The sequence below is a fragment of the Georgenia sp. H159 genome (assembly GCF_035607575.1).
Lineage (GTDB): Bacteria > Actinomycetota > Actinomycetes > Actinomycetales > Actinomycetaceae > Oceanitalea.
In genome coordinates this window covers 14273-33441 of sequence record NZ_JAYDZY010000004.1, presented here as the reverse complement: position 1 = coordinate 33441, position 19169 = coordinate 14273, and the positions used below count along the sequence as shown (strand labels likewise).

Here is a 19169-nt window from a genome sequence, read left to right as displayed (position 1 = left end):
AACGTGACCCAGCTCAGCCTGATCATCGCGGGCTCCGAGGCGACCGGCGGGGCCGGCATCCAGGCCGACCTCAGGACCTACCAGCAGCTCGGCGTCTACGGCGTCGGGACGATCACCTGCATCGTCTCCTTCGACCCGGAGAACGACTGGGCGCACCGCTTCGTCCCGGTGGACCCCCAGGTGATCGCCGACCAGATCGAGGCGGCCACGCGCACCCACGACCTCGACGTCGTCAAGGTCGGCATGCTCGGCACCCCCGCGACGATCGCCGTCGTCGCCGAGGCGCTGCGCGCCCAGCCGTGGCGCCACGTCGTGCTCGACCCGGTGCTCATCTGCAAGGGCCAGGAGGCCGGTGCCGCCCTCGACACCGACCTCGCGCTCCGCGAGCAGGTGCTGCCGCTCGCCACCGTCGTGACCCCCAACATGTTCGAGGCACGGACGCTGTCCGGGATGGACCGCATCGAGTCCGTCGAGGACCTCGCCGAGGCCGCGCGCCGCATCCACGCCCTCGGGCCGCAGTACGTCCTCGTCAAGGGCGGGGTCGAGCTGCCCGGTGACGACGCCGTCGACGTCCTGTTCGACGGTGAGGAGATCACCGTCTTCTCCGAGCCGAAGGTCGGCCAGGAGCGCGTCTCGGGTGCCGGTTGCTCGCTGGCTGCCGCGGTGGCCGCCGAGCTGGCGAAGGGCGCCACGGTGCCCGACGCCGTCGCCACGGCGAAGGCCTTGGTCACCGCGTCCATCCACGGCCGCGTGTCCGCGAACACCCCCTTCGCCTCCGTGTGGCAGGGCGCCTACAGCGCCTGAGCCGCACCGGACGGCCCCGCGGCAGCACGCGGCCGCGAGGCCGTCCGCGTCACGACATGCCCGTCGCGTTCTCCGCGTCGGAGGCGCCGAGGCGAGCCCTGGACTCCTCACGGGAGCGTGCCCGCTCGGACGGGCCGACCATCGTCAGGTGCGGACGGTGCCGCAGCCGGTAGTGGACCTCGACGTCCCAGCTGCGCTTGGCCCAGACGGCCGCGGCCACCGAGACGAGCATGGCCGCGATGGCGCCGACACCGATGGACCACCGGGCGTTGAAGGTCTCGGCGATCCAGCCGACGAACGGCGCGCCGATCGGCGTCGTGCCGAGGAAGACCATCATGTACAGGCTCATCACCCGGCCACGCATGACCGGGTCGGTCGACATCTGCACGGTGGCGTTCGCGGCGGTCATCATCGTGAGGGACGTCAGGCCCACCGGGATGGTCATGAGCGCGTAGAGCTCGTAGGTGGGCATGAGCGCCATGGCCCCGGACGCCACCCCGAAGGCGAACGCCGCACCGAGGACCAGCCGCACCCGGGGCTGCGTGCGGCGCGCCGCGAGCAGGGCCCCACCGAGGGAGCCGATCGCCATGATCGAGCCGAGGATGCCGTACTCACTGGCGCCCTTGTCGAACACCTCGCGCGCCATGACGGCGCTGGTGAGCTGGAAGTTGAGCCCCAGCGCCCCGACCACACCGACGACCACCATGATCGTGACGATGTCGCTGCGCCCGCGCACGTACGCCAGCCCCTCGCGGATCTGGCCCCTGCCACGGGAGGTGTGCGGCAGCTCGTGGAGCTCGTCCTTGCGCATGAGGGTGAGCGAGAGGATCGTCGCGGCGAAGCTCAGGGCGTTGATGATGAAGATCCAGCCGGGCCCGACGACGGCGATGAGCAGCCCGGAGATCGCCGGGCCAATGAGCCGGGCGGCGTTGAACGATGCGCTGTTGAGCCCGACGGCGTTGGGCAGGCTGGCCGGGGGCACCATCTCGGCGACAAAGGTCTGGCGGACCGGGTTGTCCAGGGCCGTGACGATGCCGAGGAGCAGGGCGAAGACGTAGACGTGCCACAGCTGGGCGTGGCCGCTGAGCACCAGCACACCCAGGCCGGCGGCGAGCACACCGAGGCTCGACTGGGTGCCGATGAGCAGCTTGCGGCGCGGCAGCCGGTCCGCGAGCAGCCCGCCGAACGGGCTGAGCAGGAGCATCGGGAGGAACTGCAGACCGGTGACCACGCCGACGGCCAGGCCGGAGTCGCGGGTGAGCACGGTGAGGACCAGCCAGTCCTGTGCCACCCGCTGCATCCAGGTGCCGACGTTCGCGACGAGGGCGCCGGCGAACCACATGCGGTAGTTGAAGAAGCGGAGCGAGGCGAACGTCGATCTCATACGTCGGCCACCTGCCGCAGGATCGCGACGGCCTTCTCCAGGGTTGTCCGGTCCTTGGCGCTGAGCCCGCGGAGCATGTCGTCCATCCAGGCGTTGCGCAGGCGCCGGGTCTCCGTGACGACGTCGACGCCCGCGTCGGTGAGCTCGATGTGCACCTGGCGCCCGTCGGTCGGGTGGGCGCTGCGGGCGACGAGGCCTGCGCCCTCCAGGGCCGCGATGGTGCGGGTCATGGTCGGGGGCTGGACGCCGTCGCGCTCCGCGAGTGCGCGGGGCGTCGTAGGTCCGTGGTGGGACAGTCCGGCGAGCACGCAGTACTGGGCCTCGCTGAGGTCGCCGGCCACCGCCTCCGAGCGGATCTTGCGCGAGAGGCGCAGGACCGTCACGCGGAGCTCGGTGGCGAGGTCGGTGCGGCTCGCCGTCGTCGTCGAGGGCGAGGAAGGTGGCATGGCACCGATTCTAGATCGTTAGTTCAGCGAACGAAATAGATGGACCGGTGAGGTCCACCACGCCGTCGCCACCGCGCCCGCGGTCCTCTCATGTGCTGGGACGCCCGCAGCCGGGACGCCTGCCCTGCGGACGGTCGGGTGCCGGTCGCGCGCCGGGTGCGAGCATGGGTGCGTCCGACCACCACGAACCGGAGGTACGTCCGTGCGCTCGAGCTCCGACCGCATCCTCACCACCCATGCCGGCAGCCTGCCGCGCACGGCCGCCCTGCTGGAGGCCAACGCCGCCCGGCAGCAGGGTCAGGCACCCGAGGGCTTCGCCGAGCTGCTGGCCGGGGAGGTGACCGGCCTCGTCCGGCGACAGCTGGACGCCGGCGTCGACGTCGTCGGGGACGGTGAGTACGGCAAGGCGATGAGCTCGCCCGTCGACTACGGCGCGTGGTGGTCCTACTCCTTCCAGCGCACCGGTGGGCTGGAGATCATCGACGACGCGTCGTGGGCGACGGCGGAGGTGCAGTCCGCCCCGGGTGACACCCGGCTCACCGGCTTCCTCCACCGCCGGGACCGGCAGCGTTTCGCCGAGGCCTACGCCGACCCGACGTCCGGGATCTTCACCGGCGACCCGAAGGCCAGCCCCTTCCCCTCCTGCACCGGACCACTCAGCTACACCGGCCAGGACGCGATCGCCGCCGACATCGCCAACCTCCGGGCGGCTCTCGAGCGCAGCGGCGCCTCCGAGGGCTTCCTCACCGCGCTGTCCCCCGGCAGCGCCTCTCGCATCACCAACCGGTACTACGCGACCGAGGAGGAGTTCGTCTACGCGTGGGCCGACGTGCTGCGGGAGGAGTACCGGGCGATCATCGACGCCGGGCTCGTCCTGCAGATCGACGACCCCTCGATCGCGGAGAACTTCGACCAGATCACCCCCGAGCCGAGCGTCGAGGACTACGCGGCGTTCACCCGGCTCCGGGTCGAGGCGCTGAACTACGCGCTGCGCGACCTGCCGGAGGACCGGATCCGCTTCCACCTCTGCTGGGGCAGCTGGCACGGTCCGCACACCACCGACATCGCGATGGCCGACATCGTCGGGACGATGCTGCAGATCAACGCCGGCGCCTACTCCTTCGAGGCCGGCAACGTCCGTCACGAGCACGAGTGGAAGGTCTGGCAGGACGTCGAGCTGCCCGAGGGCAGGCTCATCCTGCCGGGTGTGGTCTCCCACGCGACGAACGTCGTCGAGCACCCCGAGCTCGTCGCCGACCGCATCGAGCGGTTCGTGGCCGGGGTCGGCCGGGAGCGGGTCATCGCCTCGACGGACTGCGGGCTCGGCGGGCGGATCCACCCGCAGATCGCGTGGGCCAAGCTCGAGACGCTGGCGGCCGGCGCGGAGCTGGCCACGCAGCGCCTCTGGGGCTGAAGCCCCCAGCAGGACACCACCTCCCCCGCCGGTCGATGATGGTCGGCACGCGGACACGAGGGAGGACCGATGGGCACGGCGGACGACGTCCTCGCCGGCATCGACGGCATCACCGGCTGGCAGGAGGAGCTCTACGCGCACCTCCACCGCCACCCGGAGCTGTCGATGCAGGAGGTGGAGACGGCCGCCGAGGTGAGCCGGCGGCTGTCGGCGCTCGGGTACGCGGTCCAGCAGATCGGCGGTGGCGTCGTCGGCGTCCTGGAGAACGGGCAGGGGCCGACCGTCCTGTTCCGTGCCGACATGGACGCCCTGCCCGTGGAGGAGGACACCGGGCTCCCCTACCGGTCGGAGGTCCCCGGTGTCATGCACGCGTGCGGGCACGACCTCCACGTCGCGGCGGGACTGGGCACGGCGGCGCTGCTCGCACAGGGGCGGGACGCGTGGGGCGGCACGTACGTCGCGCTGTTCCAACCCGGGGAGGAGACGGCGCAGGGTGCGCGGGCGATGGTCGACGACGGGCTGGTCGACAAGGTGCCGCGACCGGACGTCGCCCTCGCCCAGCACGTCCTCACCGCTCCTGCGGCGGGTAAGGTGGCCACCGCCCCGGGGCCCGTGCTGTCCACGGCGGCGAGCCTGAGGGTGACCGTGCACGGGAAGGGGTCCCACGGCGCGATGCCGCACCTCGGGGTGGACCCGGTGGTGCTCGCCTCGGCGATCGTCATGCGGCTGCAGGGTGTCGTCGCCCGGGAGGTCGCGCCGGACCGGTTCGCGGTCGTGACGGTCGGCAGCCTCAGGGCCGGCACGAAGGCCAACATCATTCCCGACCGCGCCGAGCTGCTGATCAACGTCCGTGCCTACGACCCCGCGGTCCTGGAAGGGCTCCTCGCCGCGATCGAGCGCATCGTCCGGGCGGAGTGCGTGGCCTCGGACTCGCCCCGGCCGCCCGACGTCGAGGTGGTCGACCGGTACCCCCTCACCCGCAACGACGACGCCGTCACGGCGACCGTCACGGCGGCCTTCGTCGAGCACTTCGGCGCCGCCCGTGTCAGGACCTTGGAGCCGGTCGCCGCCTCGGAGGACTTCAGCACCATCCCCGACGCCTTCGGCGCCCCGTCCTGCTACTGGGGCTTCGGTGGGTTCACACCGGACCAGCGGGTCGTGCCGAACCACAACCCGGGCTTCGGCCCGGCCATGCAGCCCACCCTGCGCACCGGGACCGAGGCGGCGGTGACGGCAGTGCTGGCCCATCTCGCGCCGGCACGGTGAGGCGGTCCTCCGCCGGGCGGTGACGCCTCAGATGCCCAGGGCGTCCTGGATCGGACCGATGGTGAAGTAGACGACGAACAGCGCAGCGACAATCCACATGAGCCAGTGCACCTGGCGGGCCCCGCCCTTCTTCACCGCGGACAGGACGACGTAGGCGATGAAGCCGGCGCCGATTCCCGCAGTGATGGAGTAGGTGAAGGGCATGAGGACGATCGTGAGGAACGCCGGGACGGCGATGCCCATGTCCCGCCAGTCGATGTCGGTGACCTGCTGCATCATGAGGAAGCCGACGACGACGAGGGCAGGGGTCGCTGCCTCGTAGGGCACGAACTGGGCGAGTGGCGCGAGGAACACCGACAGCAGGAACGCGATCCCGGTGACGATCGACGTGAGGCCCGTGCGGCCGCCCTCACCGACTCCCGCGGCCGACTCGATGTAGCTCGTGTTGGACGACACGCCCGCCGCACCTCCGGCGGCCGCAGCGATCGAGTCGACGACGAGGATGGCACGGGTGCGGGGCGGGTTGCCCTCCGCGTCGAGGAGCTTCCCCTCGGCCCCGACGGCCACCATCGTGCCCATCGTGTCGAAGAAGTCGGCGAGCATGAGCGAGAAGATGAGCAGGATCGCCGCAACGGCCCCGATCTTCCCGAAGGCACCGAACAGGGAGAACTGGCCCACGGTGGACAGCTCGGGGACCGAGAAGACCGACCCCTCGATCGCGGGCACCGTCAGGCCCCACCCGCCGACGTTGTCGTCGCTGATCGGGCCGACCTGTGCGACCGCCTCGATGATCCCGGCGAGCACGGTCGCCACGATCACCCCGATGAGGATGGCCCCGCGGACCCTCTTCACCATGAGCACGAGGATGAGGAAGAGCCCGACGACGAACACGACCGCCGGCCAGCCGACGATCGACCCGTTGAAGCCGAGCTGGAGCGGCGTGCCCTCCGCCGCACGGACGATGCCGGCGTTGACGAGTCCGACCAGGGCGATGAACAGCCCGATGCCGACCGAGATCGCGACCTTGAGCTGCTGCGGAACCGCGCGGAAGACCGCCTCGCGCAGTCCGGAGACGACGAGGAGGAGGATGACGATGCCCTCGACCACGACGATGCCCATGGCGTCCGCCCACGTCATGCCCGGCAGGCCGACGAGGGTGTAGGCGACGACGGCGTTGAGGCCCAGTCCGGCAGCGAGCGCCAGTGGGAAGTTCGCCGCAGCGCCCATGAGGATCGACATGAGCCCGGCGACCAGCGCAGTGCCCGCGGCGACGGCCGCGAAGTTCGGGCCGTCCGTACCGCCGCCGAGGAAGGCGCCGGTGCTGTCCGGGGTGGACAGGATGAGCGGGTTGAGCACGAGGATGTAGGACATCGTGAAGAACGTGACGATGCCTCCGCGGATCTCGCGTCCGACGGTTGACCCCCGTTCGCTGATCTGAAATCGACGATCGAGCCAACTGCGGTCTTGTGCGCGGACCGACGCGGGTGTGGACATGAGGCGAATGGTGCCAGAACCCTGCGCCGACCGGTGACCCCTTCCACGTCCTGGCAGGCACCCTGCCTCGCACCGGCACGCACGGCGACCGACGCCCCGGCGCCGTCGGGGACGCTTACCATCGGAGCCATGCACATTCCGGAGACCCGCTCCGAGGACCTGCCTCCGATGCGCGTCAACACCGTGACGATGTTCCTCATCGGGATCGTCCTCTGGATCCTCGGCCTTGCCGTGGTCCTCGTCCTCCGGGCGATGGGGTACGGGCTGGACGGCGTCGTGCAGATCTGTCTGACCGGGATCGGCATCGGCGTGCTGGCGCTCGCCTGGGCCGTGCCGCAGCACCGTCGTGCGGTGCGCCGCGAGCGGGAGCGCGAGGCCGGCGCCCGCTCGGAGGTCGAGCCGGGATGAAGGTGCTGCTCCCCGACAACGTGCCGCTCGAGGTTGCCGCACCGCCGGGTGTGGAGACCGTCGTCTTCGACGTCGCAGCGCCCGTGCCCGAGGAGCACACCGACGCCGAGGTCCTGGTGACCTGGGGTCAGGGCGCCGAGCAGCTGCGGGCCGAGGTGCCCCGGCTGACTCGCCTGCGCTGGGTGCAGACGCTCGCCGCGGGACCGGACGCGGTGCTCGCCGCCGGGTTCCCCTCGGACGTGCTCGTCACCTGCGGACGCGGCCTGCACGACGTCACCGTCGCCGAGCACACGCTGACCCTCCTGCTCGCCGGCATCCGACGGGTCGACGTCATGGTGCACGCCAAGGACGAGCACCGCTGGGCCGGGGAGATCGGCGGACCGCAGCCGCTCCACCCCCCGGGGAGGCTCACCACCCTCCTCGGCGCACGCGTGGTCGTCTGGGGGTTCGGTTCGATCGCCCGCACGCTGGCGCCATACCTCACGGCGCTGGGCGCGGACGTCCGGGGCGTGGCGCGCAGCGCCGGTGAACGGGACGGTGTCGCGGTGACCGACGACATCGACGCCGAGCTCCCGCAGGCGGACGTGCTCATCATGCTCATCCCCGGGCTGCCGGAGACCGAGAAGGCGCTGGACGCGCGGCGGCTGGACCTGCTGCCCGAGCACGCCTGGGTGGTCAACGTCGGCCGGGGTGCGACGGTGGACGAGGACGCGCTCGTCGCAGCGCTCACCGACGGGTCGATCGGGGGCGCCGCTCTCGACGTCACCCAGGTGGAGCCGCTACCGGCCGACTCCCCGCTGTGGGACGCGCCGAACCTGCTCATCTCGCCGCACGCGGCCGGGGGCAGGCCCGTCGGTGCGGACGCCCTCGTCTCCCACAACCTTGGGGCCTTCGTGGCGGGCGAGCCGCTGCGCGAGGTCGTGGAACGCTAGGCAGCCAGGTAGCGAGCCATCTGACGCTCGACCGGACTGTCGTCGCGCCGGCCCCCGGACCGGCCCGGGGTCCTGCGGTGACCGGGCAGGGCGGGCGCGGCGGAGTCGTACCGGTGCCCGGTGGGCGTGGTCGTCCGTACGACGTGCCCGTGCTGCTGCGCGCCGTCGGCGGGCTCGAGCGCGTCCGGGCCCGCTCTGCTGCGCCACCCGGGAGCCTGCTTCGCGTAGTTGCACGCCTCGCAGTAGCCCTGGAGGTCCTCCGCACTGGTGGTCCCGCTCTGGCTGTACGGCGTGACGTGGTCGATGTGCCGGATCGGCGCGTCGCACCAGGGCGTGCGGCACGTCTGGTCCCGCGCGACGACGAACCGCCTCAGCCCGGGTGGGACCGTGCGGCGCCGGGAGTCCATCGCCACCAGCTGGCCGCTGGACGGTGAGGTGTACAGCCTGCGCAGCCACAGCCGTTCCCGACGTCCCCCGCCCTCGCCGAGGCGTTGGTCGACGAGCCGCCGCGCCCAGCCGGCCGGCACGGTCCCGTAGCCGTTGACGTGGGCGGGTTCGTCGTCACCAGCGAGCAGGGTGCGGTCGGTCATCACCAGCTGGATCTCGACGGGCACGCTCGCGGTGGCGCCCTGTCCGGTGACGCGCTCGACCAGCGTGTCGGCCATGACCTGGCCCCGGCTGCGTCCGTCACCCTGTGATCGCGCCGTGTCGGCCGCCTGCCGCAGCGCCGCGAGCACCGCCACCCCCTGGGCGACCGGCAGCAGCCCGGTGAGGTAGCTCATCGTGTCGGGAGCCGGGCGCAGGCTGACGCACCGCTCGGACTCCGCGTGCGCGGCGCGGCGCACGAGTGCTGCCGCATCGAGCCGGTAGGCCACCCGCTTCGCCCGCGCCACCAGCTCCCGGTCCCCCACACCCTCGAACAGGGTGGGGTCGGCTGCCAGCTCCGCGTCGAACGCCGACCGGTCCGCGACCGACAGGCACGCCGACTCCCGCACGAGCAGGCAGGCGCGCCACTCGCTCAGTGCACCCGAGCGGAGCGCCTGGTAGGTGTGCGGCATCTCCCCCACCAGGGCCTTGCCCAGACCGAGGAGGCGGCCGCCGCGGTGCGGGGACTCCCGCCGGGCCAGGGCGACCTGGCTCCCCACCCCCTGCCCGAGACGCTCCGGCCGGACACCGGCCGCGCGCTGCTCGCGTCGCTGCGAGTCGTCCAGGTCGACCGCGATGCGTGCCTGGGCGGCGCAGGCCGCCGACTTCAGCTCCTCCAGCGCACGGAGCTGGTCGATCCGTTCCGCATCCGACACGTCGCGGTCCACGCCCGCGAGCGCGGCCCGCCACTCGGCGAGCTCCGGCACCGAGACGGGCGCGGGGAGGTGCCCGCCCTGCCTCGTGCGTCCGCTCGTCCCGTCCATGTGATCCACGCTACAAGCGGGCACTGACATCGCCCCGTCACGCACACCAGCACGCGGGCGGGGTGACCCAGTCGTCGCGGCAGGTCGAAGCGGCACGCTGCCGACCCGCTGCGAGCTGCGCACAATCCGGCTGGCGGCACCGGGGCGCCGGGCGCCGGCGCCGGAGTGGTGGACGTCAGGACACCGGGCCGGTACTGCCTCGTTCGACGAGCCGGGTGGGGAGCCGGATGTGCTCGGTGGTGACCTCGGTGCCCGCGATGAGCTGGACGAGCAGCCCGATGGCCTCGACACCCATCCGCTGGATCGGCTGCGCGACCGTCGTCAACGGCGGGGTCGCGGCCACGGCCTCGGGGACGTCGTCGAAGCCGACCACCGAGAGGTCCTCCGGGACCCGTAGGCCGACGTCCCGCGCCGCGTCGATCGTCGCGATCGCCATGAGGTCGTTGGCCGCGAACACGGCGGTGGGCGGCTCCGGCAGGGACAGGAGGTCGTGCGCCGGCTGGTCGGCCTCCTCGCGGCGGTACCCGCCGACCCGGACGAGCGCCGGGTCGACCGGGAGGCCCGCGGCAGCCATCGCGCCCCGGAAGCCCTCCTCGCGCAGACGGGAGCTCTCCAGGTCCGCCCGCCCGCCGAGGAAGGCGATGCGGCGGTGCCCGAGCCTGATGAGGTGCTCGGTGGCGAGGACCGCGCCGGCGTCGTTGTCGGCGTCCACCGTGGCGATGCCGGTCGGTCCCTTGTGCGGGTCGATCGCGACGACGGGGACGTTGTCCCGCACCTCGACGACGGTCGGGGTCACGATGACGGCGCCGTCGATGAGGGTGCCGCTGAGCCGCGACAGGGACCGCCTCTCCCACCCGACGTCGCCGCCGCTGTGCGCGGACCCGGAGTACGCCAGGAGGTCGTAGCCCGTCCCCGCCACGGCCCTCGACGCGCCCTTGAGGATCTCGGTGCTGAACGGCTCGAACTCGGCGACGAGGATCCCGATGACGTTGGTGCGGAGGCTGCGCAGGCTCCGGGCCACGAGGGAGGACTCGTACCCGAGGTCGGAGATGACCTCCTGCACGCGCTCGCTCGTCGCGGCCGCGACGCCGTAGCGCCCGTTGATCACCTTGGACACGGTCGCCACCGAGACGCCCGCGTTGCGCGCCACGTCATTGATGGTCACCCGTCCGTTCACACCATGAGCCTAGCGTGTCGAAAACGTTATCGATAACGATTGACACGCTCTGTGTCGTCCTGCCAGGCTTGCCCCACCCCGTCGACGACGACTGAAGGAAAGACACATGCCTCGCAGACGAGCAGTCAGCCTGACCGCGCTCGGTATGAGCGCCGCCCTCCTCCTCGCCGCGTGCGGCGACGGCGACGCCACCGACGACACGGGTGGTGGTGACGGCCAGAACGGCGACGACGTCACCCTCACCTGGTGGCACAACTCCAACAACGAACCCGGCGTGAGCGTCTACGAGCAGGTGGCCGCGGACTTCGAGGACGCCAACCCCGGCGTCACCATCGAGATCACGCCCCTGGCCCACGAGGACATGCTCACCCGCCTCGACGCCGCCTTCCAGACCGGGGACACCCCCGACGTCTACATGGAGCGCGGTGGCGGCGAGCTGGCCTCGCACGTCGAGGCCGGGCTCACCATGGACCTCACGGAGGTCGCCGCTGACACGATCGAGAAGCTCGGTTCGTCGGTCGACGGCTGGACCAACGAGGGCAGCGTGTACGCCCTGCCGTTCTCCGTCGGTGTCGTCGGCTTCTGGTACAACAAGTCGATCTTCGAGGAGGCAGGCATCACCGAGCCTCCGGCGACGATGGAGGAGTTCTACGAGGTCGTCGACACCCTCAAGGCCGCCGGCGTGGAGCCGATCTCGGTCGGTGCCGGTGACAAGTGGCCGGCCGCGCACTACTGGTACTACTTCGCGCTGCGCCAGTGCAGCCAGGACGTGCTCACCGACGCCGTGAACAGCCTCGACTTCTCCGACCCGTGCTTCGTCGCGGCCGGTGAGGACCTCGAGGAGCTCATCGCCGCGGAGCCGTTCAACACCGGCTTCCTCGCCACCCCCGCCCAGACCGGCCCCACGAGCGCATCCGGGCTGCTCGCCACCGGACGCGTCGCCATGGAGCTCGCCGGCCACTGGGAGCCCGGCGTCATGCAGGGCCTGACGGAGGACAACGAGGGTCTCGGCGAGGACACCGGCTGGTTCCCCTTCCCCGCCGTCGAGGGCGGTGAGGGCGACCCAGAGGCCGCACTGGGTGGCGGCGACGCGTGGGCGTGCTCCAACGACGCCCCCGACGCCTGCGTCGACTTCATCACCTACCTCCTCAGCGACGAGGTCCAGAAGACCTTCGCCGAGAACGACATGGGCCTGCCGACCAACCCGGCCGCGGTCGACTCCGTGTCCGACCCGGCCCTGGCGGACCTCCTCACCTTCCGTGACCAGGCGCCCTTCGTCCAGCTGTACTTCGACACCGCCTTCGGTGAGAACGTCGGCGGCGCGATGAACGACGAGATCGCCCTGGTCTTCGCCGGGGAGTCCTCGGCGCAGGGCATCGTGGACGCCACCCAGGCCGCGGCAGACCTGGGGTAGTGACAGTGGCAGACGACGCGAACCCCCGTCCCACGGGCGCGGGCGCCGACACTGCCACCCTGCCGGAGAACCGGGACGCCGGCCGCGCCACGACGCGGCCGGCTCCCGGGGGCGGGGTAGGGCGGCGCTCCGGCCGCACGGTCTCGACGCAGCTCCGCAAGCGCCTGGAGATCGCCTTCTTCGTGACCCCCGCCCTGGCGCTCTTCGCCGCCTTCGTCGTGGTGCCCATCGCCCAGGCGGTGCGGTACTCGGTCTTCAGCTGGAACGGGCTCGGCCCGCTCGACGACTTCGTCGGCTTCGCCAACTACGCACGCGCGCTGCAGGACCAGGTCTTCACCGACGCCGTCATGCACAACCTGACGATCGTCGTGCTGTCCATCCTCATCCAGCTGCCGCTCGGCCTCGGCGTCGCCCTCCTGCTCAACCGGGAGATGTGGGGCCGCACGGCGATGCGGATCGTCGTGTTCGTGCCCTACGTGCTGGCCGAGGTCGTCGCCGGCGTCGTGTGGTTCATGCTCCTGCAGCCGAGCGGGCCGGTCGACGCCGCCCTCGAGGCCGTCGGGCTCGGCGGGCTCGTCCAGGTCTGGCTCGGGAACCCCGACATCGCGCTCTACACCGTCATGGTCGTCCTCACCTGGAAGTACCTCGGCCTCGCCGTGATCCTGTTCCTCGCGGGGCTGCAGGGCGTCCCGCCCGAGCTCTACGAGGCCGCGCAGATCGACGGCGCCTCCTGGTGGCAGGTCCAGCGCCGGATCACGATCCCCCTGCTCGGGCCGACCATCCGCACGTGGGGCTTCCTGTCGATGATCGGCTCGCTCCAGCTCTTCGACATGGTCTGGATCCTCACCAAGGGCGGACCCGCCAACTCCACCGTGACCATGGCGATCTACCTCATCAACCAGGGGACCAACCGCAGCCTGTACGGCTACGCGTCCGCCGTCGCCGTGCTGCTGTTCGTCATCTCCCTCGTCCTGGCGCTCACCTACCAGCGCCTCATCCTGCGGCGTGACACCGTCGACGCGCCGCGCACCGCACGGAAGGTGGCCCGATGACCGTCCCGGTGGTTCCCGTCACCCGTCCCACCGCCGTCGAGCCACGCCGACGCCGGAGCAACAGCTTCGGCCGCGGCAACCCGCTGGTCTACGCCATCGCGCTCGTCGTCGCCGCGGTCACCCTCGCCCCCGTCGTGTACGCCGTCCTGGGCGGGTTCCGCAGCAACGCCCAGCTCGCGGCGGACCCGGTGAGCCTGCCCGACCCGTGGGTGCTGTCGAACTACGCGAACGTCATCACCTCGTCGAGCTTCTGGCGCTTCGCGCTCAACTCCACGATCGTCGCACTCATCACGACGACGGTCGTCGCAGTCTTCGGCATCATGGCCGCCTACCCGCTGGCCCGGTACAGCTTCAAGGGCCGCGAGGCGCTCTTCCTCGTCTTCGTGCTCGGGCTGCTCTTCCCGCTGACGGTCGCGATCATCCCGCTGTTCCTCATGGTGCGGGACCTGGGTCTGACGAACAGCGTGTGGGGTGTGGCGTTGCCGCAGGCGGCCTTCGCGCTGCCGATGACGGTCGTCATCCTGCGGCCATTCCTCATGGCGCTCCCCAAGGAGCTCGAGGAGGCCGCGCTCCTCGACGGCGCGAGCAGGATCGGCTTCTTCTGGCGGATCCTGCTGCCGCTCTCCGGCCCGGCCATGGTGACCGTGGGCGTGCTCGCCTTCGTCGCCTCGTGGAACGCCTACCTGCTGCCTCTGCTCGTGCTCAGCGACCCGGCCTCCCAGACCCTGCCCCTCGGCGTCGCGAGCTTCTCCACCGAGCACGCCCAGGACACCGCCGGCGTGCTGGCCTTCACCTCCCTGGCGATGGTTCCCGCCCTCGTCTTCTTCCTCGCCATGGAGAAGCGCATCGTCAGCGGCCTCCAGGGCGCCGTCAAGGGCTGAGCACGCCAGAACCACCTCGGCCCCGTCGGGCCGGACCACCGAACGAAGGACGACCAGTGACTGACATCGCCCCTGTCCGGCAGGGCACGCGCCCCGCCGTCGGGACCAACGGCGCCGTGCCGCACCCCGAGGCCCCGGCCAGCGCCCGCGTCCGGGAGCTGCTCGAGCAGATGACCCTCGACGAGAAGCTCGCGCAGGTCGTCGGGCTGTGGGTCGGCGCCGGCAGTGACGGCGAGGTCGTCGCGCCGCTGCAGGACGCCATGCTCGACGACCAGCCGAGCTTCACCCAGTTCGCACGGCACGGCCTGGGGCACCTCACCCGCGTCTTCGGCACCCGCCCCGTGGAGCCCGAGGCCGGTCGCAGGGCGCTGCGCGAGTCGCAGCGGTGGCTGGTGGAGAACACCCGCCTGGGCATCCCCGCGATCGCGCACGAGGAGTGCCTCACCGGGCTCGCCGCGTGGCGCGCGACCACCTTCCCCACCCCGCTCGCGTGGGGTGCGGCCTTCGACCCCGCGCTCGTCGAGCAGATGGGCGCCGCGATCGGCTCCTCGATGGCGGCCCTCGGCGTGCACCAGGGGCTGGCCCCGGTGCTCGACGTCGTGCGTGACCCGCGGTGGGGACGGGTCGAGGAGTGCATCGGTGAGGACCCCTACCTCGTCGGCACCGTCGGGACCGCCTACGTGCGTGGTCTGCAGAGCGCCGGCGTCCACGCGACGCTCAAGCACTTCGTCGGGTACTCCGCCTCGCAGGCCGGCCGCAACCTCGCCCCGGTGCACGCCGGTCCGCGCGAGGTGGCCGACGTGCTCCTCCCGCCGTTCGAGATGGCCCTGCGTGACGGTGACGCCCGCTCGGTCATGCACTCCTACAGCGAGATCGACGGCGTCCCGGTCGCCGCGGACCCCGAGCTGCTCACCGAGCTCCTCCGGGAGCAGTGGGGCTTCGACGGCACCGTCGTCGCCGACTACTTCGGTGTCGCCTTCCTGCACCTCCTGCACGGGGTGGCCGCGGACCTGGGCGAGGCGGCCGAGCAGGCCCTCGCCGCGGGCATCGACGTCGAGCTCCCCACCGGCAACGCCTACCTCACCCCCCTCCGGGAGCGGGTGGAGGACGGGCGCACACCCATCGAGCTCGTCGACCGTGCCGTGCTGCGCATCCTGCGGCAGAAGGAGGAGCTCGGGCTGCTCGACGAGGACTTCTCCGCCGACCTCGACGGTGCGGTCGACCTCGATCCCACCGCGCACCGCGAGCTCGCCCGCCGGCTCGCCGAGCGGTCGCTGGTGCTGCTCTCGAACGACGGGACGCTGCCGCTCGTCGCGCCGGGGCGGGTCGCCGTCGTCGGCCCGAACGCCGACCGGTCCCCCGCACTGTTCGGCTGCTACTCCTTCGTCAACCACGTCATCCCCCAGCACCCGGGCACCGAGCCGGGGATCGAGGCGCCGTCGGTGCTCGACGCGCTCCGCTCTGAGTTCCCGTCGGTGACCTACGCGGCGGGCTGCGCCGTCGACGACGACGACCGCAGCGGCATCGCCGACGCGGTGGCCAGGGCCGAGGATGCGGACCTCGCCGTCGTCGTCGTCGGTGACCAGTCCGGGCTCTTCGGCCGCGGGACGGTCGGCGAGGGCTGTGACCGTGACGACCTCGAGCTGCCCGGCGTCCAGCGGGAGCTCGTCGAGGCGGTGCTGGCCACCGGGACACCGGTCGTGCTCGTGCTGCTCACCGGTCGTCCCTACGTCCTGGACTGGGCGCTGGAGCGCTGCTCCGCCGTCGTCCAGGGCTTCTTCCCCGGTGAGGAGGGCGCGGCCGCCCTCGCCGACGTCCTCACGGGGCGCGTCAACCCCTCCGGGCGCCTGCCCGTGAGCCTGCCGCGCTCGGCCGGCTCCCAGCCGTCGTCCTACCTGCACGCCCGGCTCGCCGGGCCCTCGGAGACGAGCAATCTCGACCCCACGCCCGTGCTGCCCTTCGGGCACGGCCTGAGCTACACGACGTTCACGCACTCGGCGCTCACACCGGCCACCACCGAGGTGGCCACGTCCGAGGCCATCGAGCTGACGGTCCGCGTCCGCAACACCGGCACCCGGGCGGGCAGCGACGTCGTCCAGCTCTACGCCCGGGACGTCGCGGCCTCCGTGACGCGACCCGTCGCCCAGCTCATGGGCTACTGCCGCGTCGACCTCGAGCCGGGTGAGGAGGTGACCGTCCACTTCGCGGTCCCGACGACGCGGCTCGCCTTCAGCGACCGGCGGATGTGCCGGGTGGTCGAGCCCGGCGCCGTCGAGCTGTGGGTCGGGCCGAGCTGCGCGGAGCGGGAGACCGAGGCACGGGTCGAGCTCGTCGGCGGTGTCCACGAGGTCCGGCCCGACGACGACCGGTGGGTGCGCACGGAGGTCACGCGGTCCTAGCGGCGGTCACAGGCCCGCGCGGCGGCGGGTGGTGCGGTTGGCGTGCACCGACCAGCGGGGCACCGAGCGGCTCAGCCCGGCCGCCGCGACGAGGCCGCCGCCGCCCATCACCCAGATGCCGGCCGCGAGCGACCCGAGTGCCGCCCCGCCGGCGACGACGAGCGGTCCGACCGCCGCGCCGCCGTCCTGGAACATGCGCCAGATCCCGAGAAACTGGGACCGCTCGCCCTCGGGCGCGGTGTCGGCACCGAGGGTCATGAGGATCCCCGAGCTCATCCCGTTGCCCAGCCCGAGCAGCACCGCCACCCACGTCACCGCGGCCACCGTCGTCGCGAACGGGAGCAGCGCGAGGGCCACGCCCATGGTGAGCATTGCCGGGACACCGATCCACAGGCGTCCGAGCGCGTCCATCACCTTGCCCGCCGGGTAGAAGAGCAGCATGTCGGCTGCCCCCGCGACCCCGAAGATGACGCTGGTGACCGCAGGGTCGAGGCCGAGGTGCTCGCCCCACAGCGGGAGGACGGTCTGCCGGGCACCACGGACCGCACCGACCAGGAGGACGGCCACACCGAGCGTCGTGAAGACCCGCCGGTGCTCGATCAGCACCGACCGCATCGACCGTGCCGGCGCCCGCGGCCCCGAGGTCGCGACCCGCCGCTCCGGTGGCACCGCGGCGATGAGGACGGTCGCGGCCAGCGAGGTGCCCAGGGCGAGCCAGTACGCGGTCTGCACGTCGCCGCCGTGGATGACGGCGGCACCGGCGAAGGGCCCGACGAACAGCCCGATGCGGTGCACCCCGGCGAGGGTTGACAGCACCCGCGCCCGACGCAGCGGCGGGGTGATCTCGGTGAGGTAGGCGTGTCGCGCGAGGTTGAACACGGCGCTCGCCGCGCCGATGAGGAGCACGCTCACCGCGAGCATCGGGAGCCCGGGAGCCAGCGCGCAGCCGATGAACCCGACCGCCGCGACCGCTCCGGCGAGAAGCATCGCCCGGCGGTCACCGACCCGGGCGGCCAGCGCCCCTGCCGGGACGTCGGCGAGCAGCTGGCCGACGGGGACGAGCGCCGCCATGACGCCCGCCATCGCGAGCGACGCCCCCAGGCCCGTCGCGGTGATCGCGACGATCGGCAGCATCGCGCCGATGCCGATCTCGAAGACGAGCGAGGGCACGAAGGCGCCGAGCACCACCGTGCGCAGCGGGAACATGCGCTCGCGGCTCACACCGCTCCCGCTCGCTCGCGGTCCCCCGCGTGACACGGCCGGTCGGTACCGCGGGCGGTCACGACCCTTCCGGGGTGACCTCGTCCCCGCCGCGGTCCGGGGTGGTGGCCCGGGACCGCTCGAGGGCGACGACCTCGAGGTCGAGCTCGTCGATGACCGGGGCCGGCGGGTTCCAGATGCTCGGGCGCTTGCGCTCACCGGTCTCGGAGTGCGCGCCGCAGCCGTGGTCCAGGCTCACGACAGCGCCGTCGTCCGGGGACCACTCGTTGGCGCACACACCGAAGACCTGGCGCAGCGATCCGGCGAGGGGCAGGAAGAAGGCGCACGTCGAGCACGGTTCGCCGGCGGCGCGCGCACTGGGCGCGGTCGGGCCGCGGTCCCCCTCGTACCACCGGGTCGCCGCCTGGCTGCGGCCCTCGGCGGAGAGCACGCGCTCACGGCCCAGCCCCACCTCGTAGGCGAGCTCGGGCCCGAGCTGGTCGGCGTCCTCACCGCTGGCCTCGTAGCCGGCGGCCAGCCGCTCGTCCTCACCGACGTAGGGCAGCTCGTCGGTGGGGCCGACGTCACTGGGCTGGAGCCGGTCGGCCCAGGGCACCCAGCCGGGGGCGAGGACGGCCTGCTCGCCCGGCAGGTGGTTGACCTCGACGACGGTGGGCGTGCGGGCGCGCGGCGGGCGGGCGAGCGTCACGGCCCAGTACCAGCCGCGGTACCCGGGCGTGCGGGACTCGAAGACGTGGGTCAGGACGCGCGGGCCCTCGACGACGTAGCCGGCGTGCTCGCCCACCTGGGTGGCTCCGACGTCGTCGACGATGACCTCGCGGGCGAGGTCGACGGCCCCGGCGAGCACCGCTTCCTTGGGGGGCGGGGCAGCGCGGGGCACGAGCACAGCAGAGGTCACGGCTCGATCCTACGTGGGTCCGGGGCTCAGGCGTCGAACTGGTCGGCGAGCACGCGGAGCACCTGCGCGATCTTGGTGCCGCGGGACCGCTCGGGGTAGCGGCCGCGGCGCAGCTCGCCGGAGATCCTGTCGAGCTCGCGGATGAGGTCCTCCACGATCGGGACCATGTCCTCGGCGGGCCGCCGCTGGGCACGCACGACCGAGGGGACCGGGTCGAGCACCCGCACGGACAGCGCCGACGGGCCCTTGCGTCCGTCGGCCAGGCCGAAGTCGACGCGCGTCCCCGGCTTGGGGCTCGGGTGGTCCGCCGGCAGCGCCGAGGTGTGGAGGAACACCTGGGCGCCGTCGTCGGCGGTGATGAAGCCGAAACCACGTTCGGGGTCGAACCACTTGACCTTGCCGGTGGGCACGTGAGGACCTCTCTGGACGGTGGTGCAGGGGGCGGCGGCGCACACGCCGCGCTGCCGTCCCCAGGATACCGGCCGCCGCCCGCCCGCGAGCGCCGCTCCGCTGCGGACGAACGCGGCCCGCCGGAGGGCTATACCGTGGGACCGGGGGCACGCGGCCCAC

The 19169-nt window shown here is 72.4% G+C and carries 17 protein-coding genes; 9 read left to right on the top strand and 8 right to left on the bottom strand.

The window, feature by feature from the left end:
* Positions 1–3 precede the first annotated feature (3 nt).
* Positions 4–804, top strand: coding sequence for a bifunctional hydroxymethylpyrimidine kinase/phosphomethylpyrimidine kinase (gene thiD, locus VR894_RS06555; RefSeq protein WP_324650559.1), 801 nt, complete (start codon positions 4–6; stop codon positions 802–804).
* A 49-nt stretch (positions 805–853) separates the two neighbouring features.
* Here thiD and VR894_RS06550 read toward each other — a convergent pair whose 3' ends face one another.
* Together VR894_RS06550 and VR894_RS06545 are read right to left on the bottom strand one after the other, a co-directional pair.
* The gene (locus VR894_RS06550) at positions 854–2188 is read right to left on the bottom strand and encodes an MFS transporter (RefSeq protein ID WP_324650558.1); all 1335 of its coding nucleotides are present in this window, start codon (positions 2186–2188) and stop codon (positions 854–856) included.
* Positions 2185–2634: a MarR family transcriptional regulator gene (locus VR894_RS06545; RefSeq protein ID WP_324650557.1), complete on the bottom strand. Its 450-nt coding sequence runs from the start codon at positions 2632–2634 to the stop codon at positions 2185–2187. Before VR894_RS06545 ends, VR894_RS06550 begins: the two co-directional genes overlap by 4 nt.
* A 202-nt stretch (positions 2635–2836) precedes the next feature.
* Here VR894_RS06545 and VR894_RS06540 point away from each other — a divergent pair, with 202 nt between their 5' ends.
* Together VR894_RS06540 and VR894_RS06535 are read left to right on the top strand one after the other, a co-directional pair.
* Positions 2837–4048: a cobalamin-independent methionine synthase II family protein gene (locus tag VR894_RS06540; RefSeq protein WP_324650556.1), complete on the top strand. Its 1212-nt coding sequence runs from the start codon at positions 2837–2839 to the stop codon at positions 4046–4048.
* Between the two features lie 69 nt (positions 4049–4117).
* Positions 4118–5314: an amidohydrolase gene (locus tag VR894_RS06535; protein ID WP_324650555.1), complete on the top strand. Its 1197-nt coding sequence runs from the start codon at positions 4118–4120 to the stop codon at positions 5312–5314.
* Between the two features lie 27 nt (positions 5315–5341).
* Here VR894_RS06535 and VR894_RS06530 read toward each other — a convergent pair whose 3' ends face one another.
* The gene (locus tag VR894_RS06530) at positions 5342–6808 is read right to left on the bottom strand and encodes an NCS2 family permease (RefSeq protein ID WP_324650554.1); all 1467 of its coding nucleotides are present in this window, start codon (positions 6806–6808) and stop codon (positions 5342–5344) included.
* 129 nt (positions 6809–6937) lie between these two features.
* On the opposite strand from VR894_RS06530, the gene VR894_RS06525 reads away from it, so the two are divergent.
* Positions 6938–7216: a DUF2530 domain-containing protein gene (locus tag VR894_RS06525; protein WP_324650552.1), complete on the top strand. Its 279-nt coding sequence runs from the start codon at positions 6938–6940 to the stop codon at positions 7214–7216.
* Positions 7213–8148 carry a phosphoglycerate dehydrogenase gene (locus VR894_RS06520; protein ID WP_324650551.1) on the top strand — a complete coding sequence of 312 codons (936 nt, stop codon included), beginning with the start codon at positions 7213–7215 and terminating at the stop codon, positions 8146–8148. Before VR894_RS06525 ends, VR894_RS06520 begins: the two co-directional genes overlap by 4 nt.
* Here the strand turns inward: VR894_RS06520 and VR894_RS06515 are convergent.
* Together VR894_RS06515 and VR894_RS06510 are read right to left on the bottom strand one after the other, a co-directional pair.
* The gene (locus VR894_RS06515) at positions 8145–9557 is read right to left on the bottom strand and encodes an HNH endonuclease (RefSeq protein ID WP_324650550.1); all 1413 of its coding nucleotides are present in this window, start codon (positions 9555–9557) and stop codon (positions 8145–8147) included. The genes VR894_RS06520 and VR894_RS06515 overlap by 4 nt on opposite strands.
* 175 nt (positions 9558–9732) lie before the next feature.
* The gene (locus tag VR894_RS06510; RefSeq protein WP_324650549.1) at positions 9733–10722 is read right to left on the bottom strand and encodes a LacI family DNA-binding transcriptional regulator; all 990 of its coding nucleotides are present in this window, start codon (positions 10720–10722) and stop codon (positions 9733–9735) included.
* Between the two features lie 118 nt (positions 10723–10840).
* On the opposite strand from VR894_RS06510, the gene VR894_RS06505 reads away from it, so the two are divergent.
* From VR894_RS06505 to VR894_RS06490, 4 genes are all read left to right on the top strand, one after another.
* A complete protein-coding gene (locus VR894_RS06505; protein WP_324650548.1) occupies positions 10841–12148 on the top strand; it encodes an extracellular solute-binding protein in 1308 nt (435 codons plus the stop codon).
* 5 nt (positions 12149–12153) lie between these two features.
* Positions 12154–13200, top strand: coding sequence for a sugar ABC transporter permease (locus tag VR894_RS06500; RefSeq protein ID WP_324650547.1), 1047 nt, complete (start codon positions 12154–12156; stop codon positions 13198–13200).
* Positions 13197–14081 carry a carbohydrate ABC transporter permease gene (locus tag VR894_RS06495; RefSeq protein WP_324650546.1) on the top strand — a complete coding sequence of 295 codons (885 nt, stop codon included), beginning with the start codon at positions 13197–13199 and terminating at the stop codon, positions 14079–14081. Before VR894_RS06500 ends, VR894_RS06495 begins: the two co-directional genes overlap by 4 nt.
* 170 nt (positions 14082–14251) lie before the next feature.
* Positions 14252–16480, top strand: coding sequence for a glycoside hydrolase family 3 N-terminal domain-containing protein (locus VR894_RS06490; RefSeq protein ID WP_324650758.1), 2229 nt, complete (start codon positions 14252–14254; stop codon positions 16478–16480).
* Between the two features lie 6 nt (positions 16481–16486).
* On the opposite strand, the gene VR894_RS06485 is transcribed toward VR894_RS06490, so the two are convergent.
* From VR894_RS06485 to VR894_RS06475, 3 genes are read right to left on the bottom strand one after another with little or no spacing between them, the layout of a single operon-like run.
* A complete protein-coding gene (locus VR894_RS06485) occupies positions 16487–17701 on the bottom strand; it encodes an MFS transporter (protein WP_324650545.1) in 1215 nt (404 codons plus the stop codon).
* Between the two features lie 58 nt (positions 17702–17759).
* Entirely contained in the window at positions 17760–18599 is an 840-nt protein-coding gene (locus tag VR894_RS06480) for a DUF3027 domain-containing protein (RefSeq protein ID WP_324650544.1), read from the bottom strand.
* A 26-nt stretch (positions 18600–18625) separates the two neighbouring features.
* Complete coding sequence (locus tag VR894_RS06475) at positions 18626–19009, bottom strand: cold-shock protein (RefSeq protein ID WP_324650543.1); 384 nt, start codon at positions 19007–19009, stop codon at positions 18626–18628.
* Positions 19010–19169 lie beyond the last annotated feature (160 nt).

Bases quoted from the DNA above. Each gene is read 5' to 3' on its own strand.
- VR894_RS06495 (WP_324650546.1), top strand. From the start codon at position 13,197: ATGACCGTCCCGGTGGTTCCCGTCACCCGTCCCACCGCCGTCGAGCCA.
- VR894_RS06515 (WP_324650550.1), bottom strand. From the start codon at position 9,557: ATGGACGGGACGAGCGGACGCACGAGGCAGGGCGGGCACCTCCCCGCG.
- VR894_RS06530 (WP_324650554.1), bottom strand. From the start codon at position 6,808: ATGTCCACACCCGCGTCGGTCCGCGCACAAGACCGCAGTTGGCTCGAT.
- VR894_RS06520 (WP_324650551.1), top strand. From the start codon at position 7,213: ATGAAGGTGCTGCTCCCCGACAACGTGCCGCTCGAGGTTGCCGCACCG.
- VR894_RS06545 (WP_324650557.1), bottom strand. From the start codon at position 2,634: ATGCCACCTTCCTCGCCCTCGACGACGACGGCGAGCCGCACCGACCTC.
- VR894_RS06505 (WP_324650548.1), top strand. From the start codon at position 10,841: ATGCCTCGCAGACGAGCAGTCAGCCTGACCGCGCTCGGTATGAGCGCC.
- VR894_RS06550 (WP_324650558.1), bottom strand. From the start codon at position 2,188: ATGAGATCGACGTTCGCCTCGCTCCGCTTCTTCAACTACCGCATGTGG.
- VR894_RS06490 (WP_324650758.1), top strand. From the start codon at position 14,252: ATGACCCTCGACGAGAAGCTCGCGCAGGTCGTCGGGCTGTGGGTCGGC.
- VR894_RS06525 (WP_324650552.1), top strand. From the start codon at position 6,938: ATGCACATTCCGGAGACCCGCTCCGAGGACCTGCCTCCGATGCGCGTC.
- VR894_RS06535 (WP_324650555.1), top strand. From the start codon at position 4,118: ATGGGCACGGCGGACGACGTCCTCGCCGGCATCGACGGCATCACCGGC.